This is a genomic window from Streptomyces xinghaiensis S187, assembly GCF_000220705.2.
Classification (GTDB): Bacteria; Actinomycetota; Actinomycetes; order Streptomycetales; family Streptomycetaceae; genus Streptomyces; species Streptomyces xinghaiensis.
On record NZ_CP023202.1, the window covers coordinates 4325832 to 4349211 of the forward strand.

Consider the following 23380-nt stretch of genomic DNA (forward strand, 5'->3'; position numbering starts at 1 on the left):
GGAGACGTCACAGTGGTCATGAGGGTGAGGTGTGAGCGCCTGTCCGCCGCACCGTCTTTCCGCCGCACCGTGGTGCCGCGCGTACCCGGTGGTGGCCGTACGGGACCGGCCGCAGTGAGGTCACGTCGCCTTCACCTCTGCCCACACGGCCTTCCCCATGGGTCTGTCACTGACTCCCCACCGGCCGGCACACAGAGTGTCGAGAATGAGCAAGCCACGCCCGTGGCCGCGCAGCGCGGACTCCGGGCGCCTGCGCGGCCGGCGGCGGACCGGGTCGTGTACCTCGACACGCGTGCGGGCGTCGTCGGCATCGAGTACCAGGCGTACGAGATCGCCGGGCTCGCTGCCGTAGCGGACTGAGTTGGTGACCAGTTCGGATGTGACCAGGAGGCAGGTGTCGACGTGGCCGCTGCTCGCGTCCGGGACGTGCTTCTCCAGATGCTCGCGGACGAACTCGCGTGCTGCTCTCACGGATTGCGGCTCGCTCGCCAGAAGCAGCACGTGGGGAGAGGCGGATGGTGACGAGGCCGGTGCCGGCAGGGCCCGCAGGCTTCGTTCGAGGCTCACCGTGTCCCCTCGGGCTGCGAGTCGGCGTGGCCTGGGCGCTCGTCGACGGCGGACAGGAACAGGGGGACATGGATTCTGCGCTGGTCGGTCAGGGCCTCCACCAGGCCACCTTTCGGGCTGAGAACGTTCGGGATTCGCTGAAGAGGTAACCGCACGGTCACCCTCCGCAGGTACCGTGGGAAGCCGGTGGAACCGTGAACGCCGTGAATGCCGTCGGGAGATGAGGCGTGACCACGAAGAAGCGCACACCCAACCCCGCCCTCGCGGACCTGCTCGACCAGGCGGGACTGACGCGGACGCAGCTCGCGCAGCGCGTGAACCGGCTCGGCGTACAGGCGGGACTGGATCTCCACTACAGCCAGTCCAGCGTCTCGCACTGGATCGCCGGCGCGCGTCCGAAACCGCCGGTCAGGGCATTGATCGTCGAGGTGATCTCGGCCCAGCTCGGCCGCCCCGTGACACACGCCGAAGCCGGACTCACCCCCGCCCCGTCCGTGCTGAGGCATGATCCGGCCGACGCTGTCGAGGAGGTGGTGGATCTCGGAAGGGCGGACATGGACCCGTCACGGCGCGGCGTGCTCGCTGCAGGCGTGTTCTCGTCAGCGCTTGCCCTTCCCGGATTCTCCGGCCCCGCGTATGCCGGAGAACAGCCGGTGAGTCCCGGCAAAAGGACAATCCGGATCGGAGCCTCGCAAGTCCGGGCGGTGCGCACCATGACCGACCGGATCGCCGGCATCCTCGACGAACTGGGCGCGGGGCATGCCCGTCCCATGGCGGCCGCGTTCCTTGTCAACACCGTCGGCCCCTGGCTGCGTGCACAGGCGAGCGAAACGGTGCGCCTCAACATGCTGGCCGCCGCGTCCGATCTCACGTATCTGACGGGGTGGATGGCCATGTACGAGAAAGCTCATGGTCTCGGCCAGACCTATTACGTCAAGGCGTTGAAGCTGGCGAACGAGGCGCAGGACCACGTGACCTACTGCCGGACGCTGCGCGGCATGAGTCTCCAGGCATCCAGCCTGGGATACGGGCGCAAGTCGTTGGAGCTCGCCGACTCGGCCGCGGAGGCAGCGCCGGCCGCCGGGCCGAGGCTGGTCGCCTTTCTCCGGGGACAGCAGGCGCATGCGGCAAGCATGGTGGGCGACCGGCGCTTGGCTCACAGCCGTCTGTGCGAGGCGGAGACTGCGCTGTCCAGGGCCGACAGCCGGCGCGATGCGATCGGCGGGTACGACCGGACGGCGTGGCTGTTCCATGTCTCCCATGTGCTCTACGAAGAACGCGATCTCCCGGGCAGCATCAAGGCTTTGCAGCACTCCATCAAGGTGCAGCCGGAGGTCGAACGGCAGGGGCGTGTGCACGCGTACGCACTGCTGGCGCAGCGGCAGTACGCATACGGGCACCTCGACGCGTCCTGTGCGTCGTGGGGGCGGTTCCTCGACGACTATGAGCACGTCTCGTCGGCCCGGGGCGACGATCATTTCGGGACGATGCTCAGGCAGCTACGGAGGCACGCGAGCACCCGGCCGGCGCGAGAGCTCGCGGGACGGGCGCGAGAAGTGGCGGCGCTGAAGGACTGAGTGATGGATTCCATGGCCGCAGTCGGGTTTGGAGTTCTATGCTGATGTTGTCATGGAATCTGTGAGTATTGGGGCCCGGCTCGCTTCGAGCATCGTGGCACCTCTGGTGAAGAAACTGTTTGTGACCGACGGGCCGGGCGCAGGTCTGGTCGACAGGCCTGTACGCGTTTCGGACCTGGTGTCGTTCCGGGGTGAGAAGCGGGCTCTCGGAAATGCGGAACTCCGCAAGATCGCAGAAGAGTTGGTGGAACGAGCGGCGCAGTCAACCGGCACGTCGGAGCGCCTTCCTGCTTTCGAGCAGCATGCGGTGGTGAATGCGGTCGCGCACTCGTTGGGTTCCCTCGGGCACCTGGATATGGACGACATCCAAGCCGTCCAACTCGGCTATCTGGGATTGTCTCGACACCTTCGGGCGGGAAATCAGGCAGCCACGCTAGGACTTTCGAGCGATGCTGTGCTGCTGCATGCGAATGTCATGGATACGGCCTGCCTGCATATTCTGCATTTCTTCACCACGAGATCCACGTTCGTGCCCCGTACGCTCGTCGAGCAGAGTCGCCGGATCGAGGAACTGTCCTCCAAGATCGACCTGCTGATCCTCCGGACACCTTCCCCGGCGGACGGCGGTTTTGAGGAGCGCTATGCGCGCTACATCTCGCGCAAATACGGCAAGCTGACCATCTTCGGTCTTGATCTGCCCGAAGCCTCGGGGCTATGGCCTCTCGACGCCGCATATCTGAGTCTGGAGGCCACGGGCACCACGGCCGGGGACATGCCGGTGGTGCTGCCTGCCGAACAGGTTCTGTCCGGGCGTGACCGGGTTTTGTTACGAGGGGTGGCCGGTTCTGGCAAGACCACCCTGGTGCAGTGGCTGGCCTTGAGCGCCGCTCGTAACGGTCTTGACGAAAGAACGCTCTACCTTCACGGTTTGGTGCCGTTCGTGCTCCCTATGCGGTCGCTGACCCGCGCCGGGGCGAGATTGCCCACCCCGGACGAATTCCTTGCGGCAGTCGGATGTCCGATCGCCCACGCCCAGCCGACAGGCTGGTATGACCGGGTGCTGACCGCAGGGCGTGGATTGATGTTGATCGACGGAATCGATGAGATGCCCGAGGCGGAGCGCGAGGATGCCCGCAGTTGGCTGAGGGATCTTATCGATGCATACCCGAAGAACCGCTGGCTCGTCACTTCGCGGCCCTCGGCCGTGCGGGAACACTGGCTGGCGTGTGAGGAATTCTCCGAACTGGACCTGGCTCCCATGAGCCGTGACGACGTTGCTGCATTCATTAAACGCTGGCATCATGCGGCCGGCAGTGCAGACGCGTACGGTAAGGAACTGCTCTATGCCGTACGGGCCAAGCAGGAACTCGCCCGACTTGCGACCAATCCGCTCATGTGCGCATTAATTTGTGCGCTGCATCGTGACCGGAGAGGCTATCTTCCCGATGGACGTAAAGAGTTGTATGACGCCGCCCTGTCCATGCTGCTGTCCCGGAGAGACCGGGAGCGTGGCATTTACCGGACGGGTGACATGCGTATCGGTGAAACCCACCAGGTGCAGCTGATCCAGAAACTTGCGTACTGGCTGATCCGCAATGGCCGTTCGGAGATGGATGCGACGGATGTCCTGGACCTGCTGTCCCGAGCACTGACGGCCATGCCACGCGTTGCCGAACAGGGCACGGTAGAGCAGATCTACCGGTACCTCCTGGTCCGCAGCGGACTGCTCCTCGAGCCCGTTGAAGGCACCATGCAGTTCATTCACCGGACCTTTCAGGACTACCTCGGAGCCAGGGCTGCCGTGGAGAGTCTCGATTTCGACTTCCTCGGCGGGAACGCTCACCTTGACCAGTGGGAGGACGTGATCCGGATGGCCGTGGCCCATGCCCGCCCCGCGGAACGGACACGGCTGCTCACCGGACTGATCACACACGGCGACGCTTCGAAAGACGCCCGCCACCGCCTCCATCTGCTGGCTGCGGCCTGCTTGGATGACGCAACCGAGCTCGACCCCGCCGTGCGAACCGAAGTCCAGCATCGTGCCGAGAAGCTCATTCCGCCTCGCTCAGTAGCCCAAGCCCGTGGCCTGGCAGACGTCGGCCCTGTGGTGCTGGAGCTGCTGCAGGGCCCAGAGAACCTCACTCCCGACGAGGCATACTTCACAGTCCTCACCGCTGTCCGGATCGGAACCGATGCCGCAATCCCGGTGCTCACTCGATTCCGGACCGTGAACGATCTACGGGTACGCACAGAGCTGGCTCTGGCCTGGAGCCGGTTCGACACCGACCGCTACGGTGAGGAGGTCATCGCCTATCTGCACGAGGAAGACCTCTTTTTCGTCATTTCAAGCAGTCGAGAACTCCGTACCCTGCACCGTTTCGGTGGAAGGTCCTTCCTGAGGATCACATCCCCTCTCAGCCCGGAGGAGATCCAACGCTCCTGCGTGCAGGACCGCCTCACGAGACTGTGCATCGCGGCAGATCTGCGTTGCTCCTGGGAGTGGCTTGCCTGGTTCTCCCGTCTCACCGAGCTGACCCTGGAGGCCCCGGTTCCCGAGGTCGATGTGAGTTCACTTCGGCGTGTGCTCTCCCTCCGAACGCTTCGGTTGCCCGCAGCAGCGAGGGTCGTCGGAGCGGAGCAGTTGCCCCCGACGGTGAAAATCCTCCGCGCAAGCTGACTGCGGCTGTTTCCACTCCGGTGATGAACCACTCCGGGGCTGATGGAGGCTGCGACCAGCTCGGGCTGCATGGATTCGGCATCTCCGGGGCCGAGTCTCCGCGCTGATCCCGAAGCCGTTCAGAGGTTGCGGTAGACGTCGCGCCGGTCGCCCACCTTGACGACGAGGATGACGAGTTCACCGTCGTTGATCTGGTAGGCGACCCTGTAGTTGCCGACTCGGAGCCGGTAGAGCCCCGAGGTGCCGGTGAGCTTCTTGATGTCGGCGTCCTCGCGGTAGGGGTCGTCGCCGAGCGCGGTCAGTGCGGTCAGGATGCGCATGGCTTCGAGTCGGCTGATGGCCCGGAGCTGCCGCTGTGCTGCCGTGGTGAACCGGAACGCGTACTTCACGCGGCGCCTTCACCGCGCTCGCTGAACAGGTCCGCCAGCAGCTCGGCCATCGAAACGGTGGGCTCGTCGTCGGCCAGAACCGCTTCCGCCTCGCGGGCCAGCATCACGTCGGCCGCCTCTTCCAGCGCTTCGAAGTCGGTGATCGGCACGACCGCGGCGACCGGGGCACCGTTGCGTGTGATGACCGTCGGAGTGCCTTCCTCGGCCTGGTTGATGTGGTGCGCGAGATGCGCGCGTGCTTCCCTGACGGTCGCGGTGTTCTCGGTCATGGAGCGAGTGTACGCATGCTCGTGTACACGACGCCAGGCGTAAGCTCGCGCTCGTGAGCCATCCTGGACGGCATCGCCTGGTCCGTGGCGTAGGAGCCGCGTCGACGGCCGGTCCCTCGGGCCGGGTCCGGGTCGGGGGCCGGCCTCCGGAGTAGGCGTTCGGCTCTCTCCTGAGCCGGGCGCGTATCGGGTGAGCGGCCTCGGCGGGGCCCTGCGGGGAGGGTGCGCGACTTGGCCAAAAAGAGTTCGTGAAACTCTTCACATGAAAAAGTGGCGGTGAATGCGTCCGAGCGGCTGATAAACCCCGGATAAGGGCGCGCGGAGCCTCCGAGACGAAGGCGGGTGCGGCCCCGGCGGCGGGGCGGCGAAGCCGGCCGCCCCCGGCGGTTTGCTTGCTCCCGAGCGTACAACCCCAGCTCACGAGGGGTTTCGCCGCCGCCGGACGGGTGGCCGGCCCGCCCGGAATGTCGGGACTCCTGCGATGGGGCGCGGAGTGTAACACAGCGCTGAGGAGTCCTTGTGAAGGGCCTCACGAGCACCCCCTCCGGAGTGCTGGATACTCGAATCATGAGCACCACGGAGCGTCCACGGATCCTCGTAGTAGGCGGCGGCTACGTCGGCCTGTACGCGGCGCGCCGCATTCTCAAGAAGATGCGGTACGGCGAGGCGACAGTCACGGTCGTCGACCCGCGCTCGTACATGACGTACCAGCCCTTCCTCCCCGAAGCCGCAGCCGGCAGCATCTCCCCGCGCCACGTCGTGGTTCCGCTGCGGCGCGTGCTCCCCAAGGCGGAGGTCCTGACGGGCCGCGTCACGACCATCGACCAGGACCGCAAGACCGCCACGGTCACGCCGCTCGTCGGCGAGGCCTACGAGCTGCCCTTCGACTACCTGATCGTGGCGCTCGGCGCCGTCTCCCGCACCTTCCCGATCCCCGGCCTGGCCGAGCAGGGCATCGGCATGAAGGGCGTGGAGGAGGCCATCGGCCTCCGCAACCACGTCCTGGAGCAGCTCGACAAGGCCGACTCCACGACCGATGAGGAGGTCCGCCGCAAGGCGCTGACCTTCGTCTTCGTCGGCGGCGGCTTCGCCGGTGCGGAGACCGTGGGCGAGGTCGAGGACATGGCCCGCGACGCGGCGAAGTACTACCCGAACGTCTCCCGCGAGGACATGCGGTTCGTGCTCGTCGACGCCGCCGACAAGATCCTCCCGGAGGTCGGCCCCGAGCTCGGCAAGTGGGGTCTGGAGCACCTCCAGAAGCGCGGTGTCGAGGTCTACCTCCAGACCTCCCTGGAGTCCTGCGTCGACGGCCACGTCGTGCTCAAGAACGGCCTGGAGGTCGACTCCGGCACCCTCGTCTGGACCGCCGGCGTCAAGCCCAACCCGGCGCTGGCCCGCTACGGCCTGCCGCTCGGCCCGCGCGGCCACGTCGACGCGGAGGCCACGCTCCAGGTCAAGGGCAGCGACTACATCTGGGCCGCGGGCGACAACGCCCAGGTGCCGGACCTCGCCGCCCGCGCCGAGGGCGTCGAGAACGCCTGGTGCCCGCCGTCCGCGCAGCACGCGCTGCGTCAGGCCCGGGTCCTCGGCGACAACGTCATCTCCGCGCTGCGGGGCTTCCCGCAGAAGGAGTACAAGCACGCCAACAAGGGCGCGGTCGCCGGTCTGGGCCTGCACAAGGGCGTCGCGGTGATCCGGCTCGGCAAGCGCGTGAAGATCAAGGTCAAGGGCCGCGCCGCCTGGTACTTCCACCGCACGTACCACGGCATGGCCGTGCCGACCTGGAACCGCAAGATCCGGGTCTTCGCCGACTGGACCCTGCAGACGTTCCTCAAGCGCGAGGTCGTGTCCCTCGGCGCGATGGAGAACCCCCGCGAGGAGTTCTACGAGGCCGCCCGCCCGGCGCCCGCCCCCTCCGACGCCCGGCCCGTGACGGCCGAGTCGTCCGAGAAGGCCGAACGGGCCGGGCGTTCCGAGAAGGCCAGGGCCTCCTGACCACGCGGGGCCCGGCAGCCCGGCCCCGCGAACAGCAGAACAGCAGAACAGCGGCCCGAAGGGGCGTCCGCCGAATCCGTGGGGCGGACGCCCCTTCGGCGTTCCCGGACCGCGGTCGCCGCTCCGTGGTCACTCGGCCCGGGTGCGCCGGACCTCCGTCCCGGCCGCGCTGCCCCCGCCTCTGTCCCGCAGGGGTCTGGGATTCGGGCGGGCCCGGTGCTTCCGTAGAGGCACAGGCGTTCACCGCTCCCGCCCACGGAGGTGTACGAGACATGACCGACGCCGCGCGGCGGCTCACCGCACTCGCCGAGGAACTGCTGGGCACCCCGTTCCCCCTGCGGATCCGGGCCTGGGACGGCAGCGAGGACGGCCCGCCCGGCGCGCCCGTCCTCGCCGTACGCCACCGGCGGGCGCTGCGCCGGTTCCTCTGGTCTCCGGGCGAACTCGGCCTGGCCCGCGCCTGGGTGGCCGGTGAGCTGGACATCCTCGGCGATCTCTACGAAGGGATGGACCGGCTGTCCGGCCTGTTCTGGGAGCGTGGTGCGGGCCCGGGCGGCGGTGTCCGCGGCGCCCTGGGCGCTGCCGCGGCCCTGCGCGACCCGCGGACCCGGGCCGCCGTCCGCGAACTCGTGACGCTGGCCGGCCCCGGGCTGCCCCCGCCGCCGCCCCGCGAGGAGGCGCGCCGCCTGCGCGGCGGGCCGCTGCACAGCCCGCGCCGCGACCGCCGGGCCGTCAGCCACCACTACGACGTCGGCAACGACTTCTACGCCCTCGTCCTGGGCCCTTCCCTGGTGTACTCCTGCGCCTACTGGACGGAGGGCGCCGACCTGGAGGCGGCCCAGCGCGACAAGCTCGACCTCGTCTGCCGCAAGCTGGCCCTGCGCCCCGGCTCCCGGCTGCTGGACGTCGGCTGCGGCTGGGGCGCGCTGGTGCTGCACGCGGCGCGCGAGTACGGGGTGCGCGCCGTCGGGATCACCCTCTCCTCCGAGCAGGCCGCCCACGCCCGCAAGTGGATCGCCGAGGAAGGACTGGCGGACCGGGTGGAGATCCGGGTGCAGGACTACCGCGAGGTCCCCGACGGCCCGTACGACGCCATCGCCTCGATCGGCATGGCCGAGCACGTCGGCTCGGCGCGCTACCGGGCGTACGCCGGCGTGCTCCACGGGCTGCTGCGTCCCGGCGGCCGGCTGCTCAACCACCAGATCGCCCGCCGCCCGGAGCCCGACGAGGAGGAGTACCGCATCGACGCGTTCATCGACGCCTACGTGTTCCCGGACGGTGAGCTGGCCCCGGTCGGCTCCACCGTCTCCCGCCTGGAGGAGGCCGGCTTCGAGGTGCGCGACGTGGAGGCGATCCGCGAGCACTACGCACTGACGCTCCGTCAGTGGGTGGCGCGTCTGGAACGGGACTGGCCGCGGGCCGTGCGCATGGTCTCGCCCGGCCGCGCCCGGGTGTGGCGGCTCTACATGGCCGCGTCCGCGCTCTCCTTCGAACGGAACCGGATCGGCGTCAACCAGATCCTCGCCGTCCGCACCCCGGAGGGCGGCACGTCGGGCCTCCCGCTGCGCCCCCGGGCGTGGACGGAGACCTGAACGGCGGCATCCGGCGGCATCCGGCACCGACCGCGCCGGGCCCCGTCCGCGACGGCCGTACGTCGCGAACGGGGCCCGGTCCCGGTGCCCGCGGCCCGCCCGGGGGCGGGGTCCCGCCGCTACTCCGCCTTGATCGCCTCCAGCGCGTTCAGCTTCGCCGCCCGCCGCGCCGGCCACAGCGCGGCCAGGACGCCGACGAGTCCGGCGAGGGCCAGGAAGGCGCCGATCCGCTCCCACGGGACGGTCATGGTGTACGTCTCCATCGACTCGGTGATGGCCGTCCCGGCGGCCCAGGCGAGGAAGACCCCGAGCCCGATGCCGAGCACGGCGCCGAAGAGCGAGATCACGATCGACTCCAGCCGGATCATCCGCTTGACCCGCGAGCGGTCCATGCCGATCGCCCGCAACATCCCGATCTCGTGCTTCCGTTCGAAGACCGACATGGCCAGGGTGTTGATCACTCCGAGGACCGCGATGATCACGGCCATCGCCAGCAGGCCGTAGAGCATGTTGAGGATCAGGCTGATCACGCCGCTGATCTCCTCGCTGATGGCCCGCTTGTCCTGGATCCGGATCGCCGGGTTCTTGCCGAGCGCCTCCGTGATGGTCTCCTCGGCCTGCGCGGAGGGACCGTCCTTCATCTTCACCATCACCTGGAAGTCGGTGATCTCCGTCAGGTGCGGATCGACCACGCCGGTGGTGACGAAGAAGCCGTCGATCATCTCGTTGCCGGTGTAGACGCCCGCGACCTCCAGCTTCTCGGTCTTGCCGTCGTCGAACTCGTAGGTGAAGGTGTCACCGGTCGCGATCCCGGCCGCCTCGGCGGTCTTGTGGTCGACGACCGCGCGGTTTCCTCCGAGCCGGTCCAGCGAGCCGCTGCTGAAGTCGAGGGAGAGCACCTGGCCGATGGACGCCGGGTCGACCCCGGTCATCCCCACCCACTCGTCGTTCACCGTGCCGTACGCGGCGCGCATCGGGCTGGTGGCCGCGACCTCCGGCATCCCGTCCAGCTTCTCGCGCACGTCGGGGGAGAGCCCGGTGTAACTCGCCATGCTCACCGCGTAGTCGGCCTTCATCAGCCCCACGGCCATCTTGTCGACGGCGCTCTGCACCGAGGTGGCGACCACCGTCAGACCGGTGACCAGGGTGAGCCCGATCATCAGCGCGGAGGCGGTGGAGGCGGTGCGGCGCGGATTGCGCAGCGAGTTGAGCCGGGCCAGCTTGCCGGCCGTGCCGAAACGGTCCAGCAGGGGCGCGGCGGCGGCGATGACCGGGCGGGACAGCAGCGGCGTCAGCACGATCACCCCGACCATCATCGTCGCCGAACCGGCCGCCAGGAGCTGGTTCTTGTCCTGGGTGACGCCGAGGAAGAGGAGCGCCGCGCCGAGGGCGGTGATGCCCGCGCCGATGCTGTTGCGCACCACCAGTCCGCGGGTCGTCGGGGTGGCGTGCACGCTGTTCATCGCGGCCACCGGCGGCACCTTGGCGGCCCGCCGGCCGGGCAGCCAGGCCGCCAGCATGGTCACCACGACACCGATCACCAGAGCGATCAACGGGGTCTGCGGGGCGATGACGAGCGGCCCGTCCGGGATGGTCGCCCCCACCGCGCCGATGCCGGCGCGCATGCCGACGGCGATGCCGAGACCGGCCACGAAACCGAGGACGGCGGCCACCAGGCCGACGAGGAACGCCTCGATGAGCACCGAACGGGTCACCTGGCGGCGGGAGGCGCCGATGGCGCGCATCAGCGCGACTTCCCGGGTGCGCTGGGCGACGAGCATGGTGAAGGTGTTGGCGATGATGAAGATGCCGACGAAGAGGGCGATGGCCGCGAAGTAGAGCAGGACGTTGCCCATCTCCTCGGTCTCCGCGGTGATCCGCCGCGCCTGCTCGTCGGAGAGGACCTTGCCGGTGACGGCCTCGGTGCCCTTCGGCAGGATCTCCTCGACCGCCGCCTTGAGCTCGGTCTGCGAGGTGCCGGCCGCGGCCTGGACGGTGATCTCGTCGTATCCGTCGGCTCCGCCGAACAGCTCGAGCGCCGTGTCGTTGTCGAAGAGCACGAGGGTGCCGCCGGCCGCGACGTTGCCGTCCGAGGTGTCGAAGATCCCGGTGACCTCGGGTGTCCGCACCGGCCCGTCGACGGAGAGCCGTACGGTGTCGCCGGTGCGGTAGCCGGTGCGCTCGGCGGTGCGGCGGTCGAGGGCCACCTCGTCACCGGTCTCCGGGGCGCGGCCGTCGGTGAAGGTGTAGCGGGGGTCCTTGCCGTCCGGGCCGGGGTGGTGGTTGCCGCCGAGGGTGGACCAGCCCTCGCCGACGAGCTTGCCGTCCTTGCCGGCGAGCGCGGTGAAGTCGGAGACGCCGGCCGTGGCCGACGCGGCGCCGGGCAGCTCCTCGGCCTTCTTCAGCAGGGCGTCGTCGAGCCGGGGCTCCTCCTCGCCGGCCGCGACACCGCCCCACCGGATGGCGACGGAGACGTGGTCGAAGCTCTTGGCGGAGCTCTTCTTGAAGGCGTCACCGACGGTGTCGGTGAAGGTCAGGGTGCCGGAGACGAAGGCGACGCCGAGAAGGACGGCGAGCACGGTCATCAGCAGCCTGGCCTTGTGCGCGAGCACATTGCGCAGGGCGGTACGGAGCATGGTCCTGTCAATCCTGGTGTGGGGTGGGCGGCCCAGGGGCGGGCGGGACGGCCCGCGGGCCGGGGAGGTGCACACACCGCTCCCGCACGGCGGCACGCCGCGGGGGCGCGCGGTGGGGGCGCGGCTGATCGGGCGGGGGCGGCGGTTCAGGCGCCGGTGCCGCCCGCCCCGGTCGGCAGGGTGCGCATCCGGTCGAGCACGGCCTCGGCCGTCGGGTTCTCCAGCTCGTCGACGATGCGGCCGTCGGCGAGGAAGACGACGCGGTCGGCGTAGGCGGCGGCGACCGGGTCGTGGGTGACCATCACGACCGTCTGGCCCAGCTCGCGCACGGAGTTGCGGAGGAAGCCCAGCACCTCGGCGCCGGAGCGGGAGTCGAGGTTGCCGGTCGGCTCGTCCGCGAAGATGATCTCGGGGCGGCTCGCGAGCGCGCGGGCGACGGCCACGCGCTGCTGCTGGCCGCCGGACAGTTCGGTCGGCCGGTGCTTGAGACGGCCCTCCAGGCCGACGGTCCTCACGACCCGGTCAAGCCACTCGGGGTCGGGCTTGCGGCCCGCGATGTCCATGGGGAGGGTGATGTTCTCCAGGGCGTTGAGCGTGGGCAGCAGGTTGAACGCCTGGAAGATGAAGCCGATCTTGTCCCGGCGGAGCTGCGTGAGCTGCTTGTCCTTGAGGGACGCCAGTTCGGTGTCGCCGATGCGGGCGGAGCCGGCGGATATCGAATCCAGCCCGGCCACGCAGTGCATCAGCGTCGACTTGCCGGAGCCGGACGGGCCCATGATCGCCGTGAACTCGCCCCGGCGGAAGTCGGCGGAGACCCCGTCGAGCGCCACCACCTGTGTCTCCCCCTGGCCGTAGACCTTGGTGAGGTCCGTGGCGCGGGCGGCGACCGTGGTGGGGCGGGCGGCGGTCCGGGCACCTGTGATGCTGGTGGTCACGGGGAACTGCTCCTGTCTGCATGCGTTCGGGCCATCGGCTGGGACGCCCGGGGACCCCACCATCGTCTCGGCCGGAACAGCCCCTGGGATCACCCCGCGTACCCGTTTCCGTAGCCCTCCAGGGAGGTACTGCGGGGGCCGCTGTCATACCTGGGGATGACGGGATGTGCCGGAGGGGCGGCCGGGGGCAGTCGAGATCGCGTCAATTCCGGGCACGCCGGACCGAGCCGGGCGCGGTGCCCCGCAGGGACCAGCAGCAGGTTCTCGCCATCCCGGTTCTGATGGACCTTCAGCTGCCCATAAAATCAGACAACCACCCTTCGGGAACGGGCTGTTCAGCACCGCGCACCCGGATAGGCTCGGAGGGCGCCATGGGGGGACCGCGAGCCGCTGGGAGCGGTCCCGCAAGCCTGACCAGCCCCATTGGCATCGTCATGGGGGATCCCGCCCGGATGGTGGAATGCAGACACGGTGAGCTTAAACCTCACTGGCCTAGAAGGCCGTGCCGGTTCAAGTCCGGCTCCGGGCACTCCCTCCGATACCCGGCCCGACCTGCGAGAATGACCGATTCTCGCAGGGTTGTTGTGTGCCCGTGGGCGCACGGGGGCTTTACCCATGCCGTCATGGCGTACAGCGCGAAGCGGAAGAACAAGGCCGAGGCGTCATCAGCGGATGGGGAGAGGTCACGTCTCGCAGGGTAGGGACTGGCACTGACACCCGTTCAGGGGGCCGCCCGCACCCGGTGCAGGGGTGCGGGCGGCCGGGGCCCGCTCCGGTTGGCCGACATCCCACAATCCCGGCCCCGTCTCCTCGGGCGAACGACGCCGGGTGTGCCCGGGTGCGGCTGGCCCTGGCACACCCGGCAGGGGGCGCTATGCGGTGCAGGCAGTGACGATCTCGGCCAGGTGCTTGGTGGAGCTCGTGCCGGGGATGGGTGCGGTGTGCTCGAGCCTGGTCAGCCACCGCAGGGCTGAGGCGATGCCGTAGGTCCCGGCGAGCCGGCCGGCGTTCAGCGGCCGGTACGGCACGTAGGGGATGCCGCGGCCCTGGCACAGTTCCAGCACCGGGTCATGCCGCTCCTCCACGTGGAGGACGTTCTGCACCGCGGCGACCTCGACTATGCCGAGCGCGTCACGGACTTGCCCGCTGGTGACCTTGGACAGGCCAATGTGCCGTATCTTGCCCTCGCGCTGCATGGCCGCGAGCTCCCCGAGCTGGTCGCGCAGCGGGACCAGCGGGTCCACGCGGTGCAGGTAGCACAGATCGAGTGTCTCGGTGCCCAGCCGCCGCAGGCTGCCCTCAACGGCAGCACGCAGGTAGTCGGGGCGGCCCAGGGGCTTCCAGACGTTCGGGCCGGGGCGGACCATGCCGACCTTCGTGGCGATCAGCACATGGCCGGGGTAGGGATGGAGTGCATCGCGGATGAGGTCTTCGGCGATGTGGGGGCCGTAGGCGTCGGCGGTGTCGATGTGCGAGATGCCGTGCTCGTGCACGGCAGCGCGGAGCACGGCGAGGGCTTCGCCGGGGTCCGGCGGTGCGCCCCAGGTGCCGGGGCCGGTCAGGCGCATGGTGCCGAGCCCGAGGCGTGAGACGTCCTTGCCGGCAATGGTGATCGTGCCAAGGCCCGTCATCGGTCCGCCGCCTTGAGGGCGCTTTCCACTGCGCGGGTGACGGCCGCGGCCTGGGAGGCGTCGACGTTCTCCACGATCGTGTGCGGGGCTTCCAGGTCGGCCAGGAGGGCATGGGCGTGCTGGTGCACCTGCATCTGGAATCGCAGGTCGCCGTGAGGACTGTCGGTGGCTTCCTGCGGGTCCAGCACGGTGGCGATCAGCAGGTCGTAGTCCGGGACGGCGAGGGAGGCCAGGAGCCGCAGCCGGTCGAGGGCGAGTTCGTCGGGGGTCTCGCCGCGGTGTTCGAGGGCCGCGGTGTAGTAGGCCAGCGGGCCGAGGACCGGCCCGTCGGCCAGGACGACGTTGGCGGCAGTCAGGGCGGCGGTCTCGTCGGCGAGCCCTTGGTGCATCAGCCACTCGGTGGTGTGGGCGGTCTGCGTGTCCATCTTCGGCATCCCGGCGGCCGCGGCACGTTTGGCCAGGCCGCCAACGCGCTCCACTCGCAGGCCGTGACCGGCGAGTTCGGTGGTGATACGGCGGGCCAGGGTCGTCTTTCCGGTCCAGGGGCCGCCGAGGATGCCGATGCGGGCCCGACCGGGCAGGGGCGTGGTCACCACAGTGTTGGTTCCTCAGTGTCGGTGTCGGGGTTGGGGGCGCCGGGCAGGCCGGGCGGGACGGCCGCGGCCGCCAGTGCCGGCCACGTCTCGTAGTCGGCGGCCAAAGCAAGGAGCAGCCGGCCGGCGGCGAAGGCGTCGTACAGGGCGCGGTGCCGCTGCCTGGGGGCTGCGGAGAGGTCGAGTTGGAAGTGCTCGATGAGCGCGTCGAGGGAGTAGGAGGGCAGGCCCGGGCGGGTGGTCTTGGCCAGGCGCAGGGTGTCCAGGACTCCGGCCGGCTGCCACTGGGGAAGGTGGGCGGTCAGTACGCGGTGTTCGACGTGGGCGTTGTGGGCGCAGATCCACGCCCCGCCCAGCACGTCTTGTACCTGGTCGGCGACTTCCTCCCACGGCGGGCAGTCGGACAGGTCTTCGGCGGTCAGGCCGTGCACGCGGGTCGCGTGCCAGGTGACGGGGCGTGGTGGGCGGATCAGCCATTCGCGGGCGGAGTCGGCGTGCAGGCCCGTGGCGTCGGCGGGGAGGGTGGCGACTTCCACCAGGTCCGGCGGGCGGGCGCCGTTGCCTTCGACGTCCACGACGTACAGCTTGGGCCAGTCCATCAGGTGCGGGCTCCGTCCTCGGCGCGCCAGCCGATGGGGGCGCGGCCGTGTTGTCGGGGAAGGTGGGGGTGCTCGGCGGCGTGGCACTGGTAGCCGTACGTGTGCTGGAGGTAGTAGCGCGGCGGCTCGTCCAGGCCCTGCACGGTGATGGCCCGGTCGGTGATGGTCACCTCTCCGGTGGCGCCGAGGCGCCGCGCGTCCTGGATGACGTGTTTTGGGTTGGGCTTGGTGAACGCGCGGGCGCACAGTTCGAGCTGGGCGCGCGGGCAGATGCTGCACAACTCGCGGATGCCGTAATGGCCGTTGTAGTCGGGCTCACCGTGGGCGAAGGTGACGGCGCAGCTCGTCTTGCGGAACAGCTCCCCGAAGGGCGCTTGGGTGTCGGGCCGGCGGAAGAAGTCGAGGATTCGTCGCTCCAGCGTCTCCGGCATGATCTTCCGGCGTGCGGTCTCCTCGTAGGGCATGGGGAGGTTGTGTGCCTTGTAGAAGTCGGTGATCTCGTCGCGGAAGAACAGGCCGGTGAAGACGGTGGCGTGGGCGTGTTCGGCCAGTTCCCGGGCCCGTTGGAAGTCGTCGGGGGTGTCGTTGAGGCCGGGCACGATGGGCCGCCAGTACAGGATGGTGCGGTACCGGTCGGCGTGCTCGTACAGGGTGCGGAGGCTGGCCGCGGCGATGTGGGAGTCCACCGGCTCGATGCGCTTGTCGGCGATACCGGAGTGGGTGACCAGCACGGTGACGCGGAGGTTCTTGAAGCTGTTCAGGACTGCGCAGTCCTCGGGGGTGACGCGCCAGCGGGTGATGACCAGCACCATGTTGGTCAGGCCCATGTCGTCCAGGTGCCGCATCACCGCGAACAGGTGCGGCTTCACAGCCGGCAGCATCGGATCGGTCGCTTTGTTCAGCAGTTGGATCGGGGTGACGTGATCGGTGAAGTACCGGTGCTCGACCAGGGCGCGGGCCGCGTCCTGGTCGCTCATCAGCCGCCGGGGGACCTTCATGTCGTAGTTGTCGAGGAGTTGCCGGATGCAGTACGTGCAATCCAGCGGGCACCCGACGATCCAGTTCAGGGAGAGCCCTGACTTTCGGTATTCGATCGGGTCGGCGATCTTCGGGTGCATGCCGTCGATCTCCGCGCGATCGAGGATCGGCAGGGGACGGCGAGGGGGAGCAAGGTCGGACATGGCGCCTCCAGGAAGAGAGGGGGCTGAGCGGGGTCACTGGCCGCCGGGGGCGGTGCCGCCCCGGCGGAGGTCGGGCGGGGTGAGCAGGGCCCGGCGGCCGGCACCGAACCAGGTGCCGAAGTCCCGGCGGGCCGCCATCGGGTCGTCGGAGGTGTGGATCAGGTTCTCCACCAGGCGGCTGTCGGCCATGGCGGCGGCCGCGCTGTCGGTGCCCAGGTCCCCGCGGATCGTGCCCGGCCCGGCCTGCGTGGGGTCGAAATGCCCCAGCGCGCGGCGGAGCCGGCCGTGGATACCGGGTGTCCCGTAGGCGAGGGCCACGCACACCGGCTTGCCGACGTACATCTCATCCAGGCAGGCGCGAACCTTGCAGTAGTACCAATCGGCGTCTACCAGCAGGTCCCAGTAGTGCACATGCACCTGCCACGGCTCGACCACCACCTGAGTACGGGCCAGGACCGTCGCGTCCAGGGCCGCGATCCGGGCGAGGAGCGTGTCCACCAGGCCGCGGCGCACAGCGTCCGGCTTGCACAGGACGACGCTCCACCGTTCCCAGTCCACGCCGGCCACCACGTCACCGGGGCGGGCGGGCTTCCGGTCCCACGGGATCGCGTTCACAAGGTCTCCTTCCCTGCGCTGAACCCCGCCCGGGCGGGGAGACGTTCGGCGGTGGGGCCGTCGCTGATCAGGGGGTGGAGCGCTCGCCAGATCAGCTGTGCGGCGTCCAGTTCGCCGGCCGGTGCTATCACGAACGACAATGCGACCCGCACCGCGAGCTCGCAGACGGCGACCGTGCGCTGCCTGTCGTCCGAGGACTGGTCCGGCGCGAGGGCGGCCACCGCCATGTCCCGCACCTGGTCCATCAGTTCGGCCGGTGACGGCAGCGGCTTGCCAGCGCGGGACTTCTCGGGGGCGAACGGGCCAGGAGGCTCCAGAGCGGCGGCCCGGGACGGCCGCGGCAGCCGCACGTCCCAGCAGTTGGTGAGCACAGCCCGCGCCAGCGGGGTGCGGGTCGTTCGCCACGTCCAGTCGGCCAGTGCCGCCAACCGGTCTGCGGGGGGCACCTGCGGCGGTCTGGTCAGGGCGCGCTCGACACCTGCGAGGTAGCGGTCGATCTCGCGCCACGCCAGCGCTCGGGCCAGGCCGTCCTTGCTGCCGAACTCGTTGTAGAGGGCCTGCCGGGACACTCCGGCCTCTGCGGCGATGCCCGTCAAGCGGATTTGGGTCCAAGGCCGTTCGGAGAGGGCTGCGATGGCGGTGTCCATGAGACGCTCGCGTACGGCCGTCACTGCCTCTTCCTGTCCGGTCGGAGCGAAGCTACGGGCGTCCTGCAGCGCCTTGTGAACCGATGCGAAGGCCCGGCCGGTCTCCCCGGCCAGCGTCCTGATCGACTTTCCGGCCCGGTAGTGGGCCAGGAGCGCGCAGGCGAAGGTTTTGTAGGCGTCGCTTGTGAGATGTCTGCGGGGCGGCACGCGCGGAATCTCGGGCAAGCCCGGCGCGGTCACCATGCTCCCGCGTCCAGCCGCGCCAGGCCGGTCCATGGGCAAGGTCATCGGGGTGAGGTGCCTTTCTGGCGTTCATGGGGGTTCGGCCATGCCGGGGGGAGGCCGCTGCCGGGCGGTCTCCCCCCGGGTGCTCAGGTGCTCAGGCGGTCAGCGCGACCGGGGGCAGTGGGTCGATGTTCCCGCGCAGGGCCTCCTCCACCCCGCGGCGGGAGAGGTCCACCTGCAGGGCGTGGTGATCGCTGACGCCGGTGGTGTCGATGACCTCGACATCCACCACGGCTCGGACGAGCCGCGGGTCCAGATAGCAGCGGTCGATGCGCCGGCCGCCGCCCTGCCCGCTGGTGGAGGCGTGGCCGGCGGTCGGGTCCAGTGCGTGTTTCTGCCCGAGGTGGTGGGCGGCGTAGCGGGCCGGGTCGTGCAGTCCGCAGCCGAGCAGGGTTTCGTCCAGGTAGGTGCAGGAGATCCGGGAGCCGTCCGGGGCCTGGTTGGTGCGGTGCATGATGTGCGGCAGGTCGGTGATGTCGGGGTCGGTCCAGTTCGGCAGCGGCACCGTCTCCCCGACGGGGACGGGGTATTCGTTGCAGTCGCCGAAGCCGATGAACGCCATGCCTTGCTTGGTCTTGTCGGCGAGGGCGGCGAGTTCATCGGCCTCACGCTCCCGCGCGCGGGGCGAGTTGAAGGCGCCGTGCCAGGACACCATGACGATGCGGCTGCCCGGGACGCCGACGTATTCGGTGACGATGTTCGTCGGCGGGGTGCGCCACCCCTTCTCGGGCCGGTACTCCCTCACCACGGGGAAGGTTTCGGGGCGTACGAGCAGCGCGGTCGGGTTCTTCCCGACCCCGGGCTGGCCGATGAATCCGCGCATCCCGCCGAGAGCGCGTTCGGCCGCGTGCAGGCGGTCGTGCCCCTCCTCGCGGCTGTGGGTGGCCTCCTGCCGGAACAGGCCGTCGGGGCGGAGGGGCGCCAGGATTTCCTTGTGCATGATGTGCCACCGCTCGCCCGGTGTCCCGTCCGGGCCGAGGCCGCCATCGTGTTCGAGGTTGCAGCCCACGAACCGTAATGTGTCGTCGCCGTACGTCAAGATCGTCTCTTTCTGGTTGGGGAGGGCGGCGCGGTACGCCGCCCGGGGCCTCGCAGCGGCCCCCGGCAAGGGGTCCAGAGACCGCTGCGAGGGGTCTAGATGAGCCAGATCACCAGCGGCCACACGGCATAGAAGGCGAAGCCGACCAGGAGGACGACGAGCAGCGTGGCGCCGGGGTGGCGGCGGGCCAGACCGGGCGGGCGGGGCTGGCGGTGCGGGGCGGCCCTCACCGCGTCCCCGCCCGCTGTAGTTCCCGGTCGAGGTTCACCACGGTGGTGCCGTGGAGGGTGACCAGGAGTTGAGCGCCCAGCAGGTAGCGGGTCGCCGGGGCATCGAAGGAGAGCGTCACGTTGCTCTTGACCGGCACCACGCGGTCACCTGCTGTGCGGAACCGCGTGCCGCAGGCGCCCACGGGCCGGATGCTCCGGGCTCGTACAGCGCTGCACTGGTCTTGGAGGTGGGGGCACTGGGCCCGGGCGATCGGGGCGCAGCGCAGGCAGAGCGGGGGCTGCCGGGTCCTGACGCCTTCGGGCCAGTCGGGTCCGGGGCCGTGCGGCAGGTCTTCGCTGGGGCCGGTCGGGGTCTGGAACAGGAACAGCGTCCCGTCCCTGGTGTGGCTGGCCTGCCCACCGCACACCTGGCACAGAAGCCGGCTCATCGTCGCCAGTTGCCGCCCGGGGTGGAGGTCAGGGAAGCGGGGCTCTCCCTGGCCGGGGTCGCCGGTCATGCGGGCCCACAGCACGTCGCGGTACCGGTCGCCGGGGGCTTCGTCCGGGTAGGCGATGCCGCCGCCCGGGCGGGGGACGAACGCGGATTCGAGAGGCGGCAGTTCCCCCTCCCACGGCACCGTGTAGGGGACGACCCGCGGCCTCCGCCCGCGACGGCGCCCGGCGCTCCTGCGGGCCGCCTTGACGCCGGCCCGGGCTCCCCCGGCAGGCTGCAGGGGCTCGGCGACGGGTAACCCGAAGGCGTCTGTCCCGGCCTTCTGGAAGGGGGCGGGGTTCAGCGGATGGCGTGGCATGGCTTCCTTGGTCGTGCCGGTCTTCGGACCCCCGGGGGACCGCGGGCCCTCCGGGGGTTGGGATCCGCGCCCCGGCCCGGGCCCGGGGCCGAAGGCGGGGGCGCGGAAGTCGGGTCAGGTGGTGGCTGGCTGCGCCGCGGTGTCGAACCAGGCCCACACGGTGCCGTCGGGGTCGACGCCGTAGTCGTTGGAGTAGCCGGCCACGAGGAGGAGACCGCGGCCGTTCTCCTGGTCCGGGCCGGCGTCGCGCGGGACCGGCAGCAGAGGGGATTCGTCGGCCACGGTGACGCGGAGGCCGGCGCCACCTGCGGTCAGGCACATGGTGACGCGGCCCTCCCCGTGGGATACGGCGTTGGTCACCAGCTCCGACACCACCAGCTCCACGCGGTCGCGGAGTCCGTCCGGCATCCCCCACCGCTTGAGCTGTTCGACGGCGACGGCTCGGGCCTCCCGCGGCCAAAGCAGGCGGTCACCGTCCGTGCTGGGGGCGAAAACGAGCGTCAGCGCGCGTCGCCGCGAAGGGCCGGGGTGCCCCGCTCCCGAGGACTTGCCGCCGGGGGAGCGGCCGGGGAGTGTCCCCGGGGCGGGGCGTGCGGTGCCCGCCGTTGCCGGCGTCACGGGGTGTGCACCGCGGCTCTTTGTGCTGGGGGGCAGTGCGGGCATGGGTACCTCTTGGCCGTCGAGGGGGCGGTCCACTCGGGCTGACGTGAATAGACAACTGCCGCGCGGCGTCCGTGTGCATGACGTTGGCGCCCCAATTTGCGCCCCCGCCCCCTGGCAACTTTGCAGTCCCTTTACTGTCGTTGGACAGCAGCCGCCCTAACGTTCCGTTATGAAGCCGACACGGAACCATGCTCTGGCAGGTTGGCTCAGGAATCACGGGGTGACTGCCCAGAGCCTCGCCGACCAGGTCAACGACGTGATCGCAGACTTAACCGGCACGTACGGCACGGTGAGCGAGCGTCACGTCCACCGGTGGCTGTCGGGAGAGACGAAGTGGCCGAACGACCGCCAGCGCCTCGCGCTCCAACGAGTCACAGGCCGAACGGCTGTACAACTAGGGTTCGAGCCAAGGGGTAAAACCTCCTTCCCCCCTTCGTCTCCAGAGGAGGACCCCGTGTACCGCAGAGCGTTCGTCGCCGCTGCCGCCGGCGCAGCGCTGCCCGCATCAACCCCCGCGCGATCTCGCCGACTCGGGTACGGCGATGTGGACCGGATGAACGCCAAACTCGCCGCGGTGGTGAGCATGGACGACCGGTACGGCGGCACCCCGGCGCTGGAGGAGCACGCCGCCGCTCTCGCGCAAGAGGCACTGGACATGCTGCAAAGCGGCACCGCGTCCAGCCGCGTGCAATCCGAGTTGTACGCCGTGGCCGCAGCCCTGACCACCAGCGCCATGTGGGCGGCCATCGACGGGCGCCGCATGGGCTCAGGCCAGGCGCACATGCACCAGGCCGTGACCTTGGCCAACCTGGCGCAGAACCCCGCAGTGCAATTCCGGGTCTGGGGGCACGCCGCGTTCCTCTACCGGCAGCTCGGCCGGCAAGCCGACGCCCTCGCCGCCGCCGAGCTCGCCCGCAAATCGTCCGCGACCCGCCGTAACCCTGCCTTCGCCTCCCTCGCTCTGGCCCGGCTGGCGGTGCACCACGCCAACGGAGGCGACGCCCGCAGCGCCCTGCGCGCCCTGGGCCGGGCGGAAGAGAGCTACACCCGCATCGACGAAGCGGCGAACCGGCCGCCGTGGCTGCGGTTCTTCGACCTGGCCGAGATCGACAGCCTCGCGGCGTCCACACACCTGCGCCTGGGCCGGTGGGAGGAAGCCGAGAAGCGGGCGCACCAGTCCCTGGCCCGGCTCCGCCCGGATCTGCACCGCAACCGCGCCCTCACCCACGCGAACATCGCCCTCGCGCAAGTCGGGCAAGGGGACATCGAGCACGCCGTCGCCTCCGCCCGGGCCGTGCCCGCCGCGATGGCCGTCCACGGCCGCGTGGGGAATCTCCTGACCGAGTTCACCCAGCGACTCAATGCCCTCGCGCCCACGAGCGGCCCCGCCCGCGAGTGGGCGGAACACAGGAAGGCCATCGCCGCATGACCCACCAAGGCAGCAGCCTCACGTTCCGCCACCACACCGACGTGGAAGAGGTTCGGCAGCTCCTCTTGGACGTCCACGTAGAAGTTCGTGGGGACTACGGCCTGATGGGCGACCCCTTCTACCACGTGGACCGCTTCAACGACCGGCTGAGCAGCTACGCCTCCCGGCCCGGCTGGGAAGCCGTCATCGGCTACCAGGACGAGACGCCGGTCGGGTACGCCTTCGCCATGCCGCTCGGCGAGAACACCGGATGGTGGTCGTCCATGCGCGAGCCGCTGCCGGAGGACTACGTCCGCGAGACCGGCACCCGCACCCTGGCCCTCAACGAGATCCTGGTACGGAAGCCGTGGCGCGGTGCGCACGGCACCGGAGCCGCGCGCCGCATCCATGAGGAACTGCTGTCCGGCCGCACCGAGGAGCGCGCCACGCTCCTGGTGAACCCGGAGCGGGCAGACGGCCGGCTGAAAGCGGTGTACGAGTCCTGGGGCTACCGGGAGATCGGACGACAGCAGCCCTTCCCCGACTCCCCCGTCTTCGCCGCCATGATGCGCGACCCGCTCAAGGCCCCGGCCGAAGACTGACCGCTGTCAGCCGGCCGGGCGCCGCTTCTTCCGGGGCGGGGCCCCATCCGGCTGGGCGGTGAACCGGGCTGACTGTCGGCGGCACGGGCTGGCTGCGCCAGTAGCCGCCGAATTCAGCGTGAGGCCAGTTTGATCAGGTCGGCGGGATGCTGCCGGGCCTCGGCCTGGTGCTTCTTCGCGGCCTTCGCGCTCTTGAGGATCTCGGCCTTGTCGACGTCCTCAACGTTGATGTGCGGCATGAGCGCTGTTATGGCGCGCAGCCACGACGTCACGGGCCACCCAAGGCTGAACTCTCCCGGCTGCGCCCCGGAAGTCATCTCTTCGAGGTCGAGGAGCGTCGCGTTCATTCGGTGTTCGAGCATGCGCCCGAAGGCGAACGTCGCTCCGTCCCACGATTCGCTCGTGAACTCGGCACCCGGCATCAAGGCCCGGCGAAAGCGATTGACCCCCGCGCTCGCC

The 23380-nt window shown here is 70.1% G+C and carries 22 protein-coding genes and 1 tRNA gene; 7 read left to right on the forward strand and 16 right to left on the reverse strand.

What is annotated here, in order from left to right; all coding sequences use genetic code 11:
- Positions 1-120: 120 nt before the first annotated feature.
- The gene (locus SXIN_RS18560) at positions 121-549 is read right to left on the reverse strand and encodes an ATP-binding protein (protein WP_095758096.1); all 429 of its coding nucleotides are present in this window, start codon (positions 547-549) and stop codon (positions 121-123) included.
- A 245-nt stretch (positions 550-794) separates the two neighbouring features.
- Here SXIN_RS18560 and SXIN_RS18565 point away from each other — a divergent pair, with 245 nt between their 5' ends.
- Positions 795-2144 carry an NsdA family TPR-like regulatory protein gene (locus tag SXIN_RS18565; protein WP_019711730.1) on the forward strand — a complete coding sequence of 450 codons (1350 nt, stop codon included), beginning with the start codon at positions 795-797 and terminating at the stop codon, positions 2142-2144.
- Between the two features lie 52 nt (positions 2145-2196).
- Positions 2197-4821, forward strand: a complete 2625-nt coding sequence (locus SXIN_RS18570; RefSeq protein ID WP_039824341.1) for an NACHT domain-containing protein — start codon at positions 2197-2199, stop codon at positions 4819-4821.
- Positions 4822-4940: 119 nt separating this feature from the next.
- On the opposite strand, the gene SXIN_RS18575 is transcribed toward SXIN_RS18570, so the two are convergent.
- Both SXIN_RS18575 and SXIN_RS18580 read right to left on the reverse strand, forming a co-directional pair.
- On the reverse strand, positions 4941-5210 hold the full coding sequence (locus SXIN_RS18575) for a type II toxin-antitoxin system RelE family toxin (protein WP_019711728.1): 270 nt from the start codon (positions 5208-5210) through the stop codon (positions 4941-4943).
- Positions 5207-5479, reverse strand: a complete 273-nt coding sequence (locus tag SXIN_RS18580; RefSeq protein WP_019711727.1) for a type II toxin-antitoxin system Phd/YefM family antitoxin — start codon at positions 5477-5479, stop codon at positions 5207-5209. Before SXIN_RS18580 ends, SXIN_RS18575 begins: the two co-directional genes overlap by 4 nt.
- A gap of 567 nt (positions 5480-6046) precedes the next feature.
- Here SXIN_RS18580 and SXIN_RS18585 point away from each other — a divergent pair.
- Complete coding sequence (locus SXIN_RS18585; RefSeq protein WP_019711726.1) at positions 6047-7474, forward strand: NAD(P)/FAD-dependent oxidoreductase; 1428 nt, start codon at positions 6047-6049, stop codon at positions 7472-7474.
- A gap of 272 nt (positions 7475-7746) precedes the next feature.
- Positions 7747-9066, forward strand: a complete 1320-nt coding sequence (locus SXIN_RS18590) for an SAM-dependent methyltransferase (RefSeq protein WP_095757244.1) — start codon at positions 7747-7749, stop codon at positions 9064-9066.
- Positions 9067-9185: 119 nt separating this feature from the next.
- On the opposite strand, the gene SXIN_RS18595 is transcribed toward SXIN_RS18590, so the two are convergent.
- Positions 9186-11702 carry an ABC transporter permease gene (locus SXIN_RS18595; RefSeq protein WP_019711724.1) on the reverse strand — a complete coding sequence of 839 codons (2517 nt, stop codon included), beginning with the start codon at positions 11700-11702 and terminating at the stop codon, positions 9186-9188.
- 146 nt (positions 11703-11848) lie between these two features.
- On the reverse strand, positions 11849-12625 hold the full coding sequence (locus SXIN_RS18600) for an ABC transporter ATP-binding protein (RefSeq protein ID WP_050931218.1): 777 nt from the start codon (positions 12623-12625) through the stop codon (positions 11849-11851).
- 458 nt (positions 12626-13083) lie between these two features.
- Here SXIN_RS18600 and SXIN_RS18605 point away from each other — a divergent pair.
- A tRNA-Leu gene (locus tag SXIN_RS18605) sits at positions 13084-13166 on the forward strand.
- 343 nt (positions 13167-13509) lie between these two features.
- Here the strand turns inward: SXIN_RS18605 and SXIN_RS18610 are convergent.
- The 10 genes from SXIN_RS18610 to SXIN_RS32795 all read right to left on the reverse strand — a co-directional run bounded on the left by SXIN_RS18610 (position 13510) and on the right by SXIN_RS32795 (position 20911).
- The gene (locus SXIN_RS18610) at positions 13510-14268 is read right to left on the reverse strand and encodes an aldo/keto reductase (RefSeq protein WP_019711722.1); all 759 of its coding nucleotides are present in this window, start codon (positions 14266-14268) and stop codon (positions 13510-13512) included.
- A complete protein-coding gene (locus SXIN_RS18615) occupies positions 14265-14864 on the reverse strand; it encodes an AAA family ATPase (protein ID WP_019711721.1) in 600 nt (199 codons plus the stop codon). Before SXIN_RS18615 ends, SXIN_RS18610 begins: the two co-directional genes overlap by 4 nt.
- Positions 14858-15460 (reverse strand): 3'-5' exonuclease, encoded by a 603-nt coding sequence (locus SXIN_RS18620; RefSeq protein ID WP_019711720.1) that lies wholly within the window; start codon positions 15458-15460, stop codon positions 14858-14860. Before SXIN_RS18620 ends, SXIN_RS18615 begins: the two co-directional genes overlap by 7 nt.
- Positions 15460-16641 carry a hypothetical protein gene (locus SXIN_RS18625; protein WP_039824320.1) on the reverse strand — a complete coding sequence of 394 codons (1182 nt, stop codon included), beginning with the start codon at positions 16639-16641 and terminating at the stop codon, positions 15460-15462. The genes SXIN_RS18620 and SXIN_RS18625 overlap by 1 nt, the downstream gene beginning before the upstream one ends.
- Before the next feature lie 33 nt (positions 16642-16674).
- Positions 16675-17256 carry a nucleoside-diphosphate kinase gene (locus tag SXIN_RS18630; protein ID WP_019711718.1) on the reverse strand — a complete coding sequence of 194 codons (582 nt, stop codon included), beginning with the start codon at positions 17254-17256 and terminating at the stop codon, positions 16675-16677.
- Positions 17253-18110, reverse strand: coding sequence for a TetR/AcrR family transcriptional regulator (locus tag SXIN_RS18635; RefSeq protein ID WP_337589353.1), 858 nt, complete (start codon positions 18108-18110; stop codon positions 17253-17255). Before SXIN_RS18635 ends, SXIN_RS18630 begins: the two co-directional genes overlap by 4 nt.
- A 172-nt stretch (positions 18111-18282) precedes the next feature.
- Positions 18283-19227: an endonuclease/exonuclease/phosphatase family protein gene (locus SXIN_RS18640; RefSeq protein ID WP_019711716.1), complete on the reverse strand. Its 945-nt coding sequence runs from the start codon at positions 19225-19227 to the stop codon at positions 18283-18285.
- Positions 19228-19322: 95 nt separating this feature from the next.
- On the reverse strand, positions 19323-19457 hold the full coding sequence (locus tag SXIN_RS32790; protein WP_019711715.1) for a hypothetical protein: 135 nt from the start codon (positions 19455-19457) through the stop codon (positions 19323-19325).
- Entirely contained in the window at positions 19454-20248 is a 795-nt protein-coding gene (locus SXIN_RS18645; RefSeq protein ID WP_019711714.1) for a hypothetical protein, read from the reverse strand. The genes SXIN_RS32790 and SXIN_RS18645 overlap by 4 nt, the downstream gene beginning before the upstream one ends.
- A 114-nt stretch (positions 20249-20362) precedes the next feature.
- Positions 20363-20911 (reverse strand): ATP-binding protein, encoded by a 549-nt coding sequence (locus SXIN_RS32795; RefSeq protein WP_095757245.1) that lies wholly within the window; start codon positions 20909-20911, stop codon positions 20363-20365.
- A gap of 454 nt (positions 20912-21365) precedes the next feature.
- On the opposite strand from SXIN_RS32795, the gene SXIN_RS18655 reads away from it, so the two are divergent.
- Positions 21366-22340: an NsdA family TPR-like regulatory protein gene (locus SXIN_RS18655; protein WP_238153802.1), complete on the forward strand. Its 975-nt coding sequence runs from the start codon at positions 21366-21368 to the stop codon at positions 22338-22340.
- Complete coding sequence (locus tag SXIN_RS18660) at positions 22337-22921, forward strand: hypothetical protein (RefSeq protein WP_019711711.1); 585 nt, start codon at positions 22337-22339, stop codon at positions 22919-22921. The genes SXIN_RS18655 and SXIN_RS18660 overlap by 4 nt, the downstream gene beginning before the upstream one ends.
- 113 nt (positions 22922-23034) lie before the next feature.
- Here SXIN_RS18660 and SXIN_RS18665 read toward each other — a convergent pair whose 3' ends face one another.
- Complete coding sequence (locus SXIN_RS18665; RefSeq protein WP_157916308.1) at positions 23035-23283, reverse strand: hypothetical protein; 249 nt, start codon at positions 23281-23283, stop codon at positions 23035-23037.
- Positions 23284-23380 lie beyond the last annotated feature (97 nt).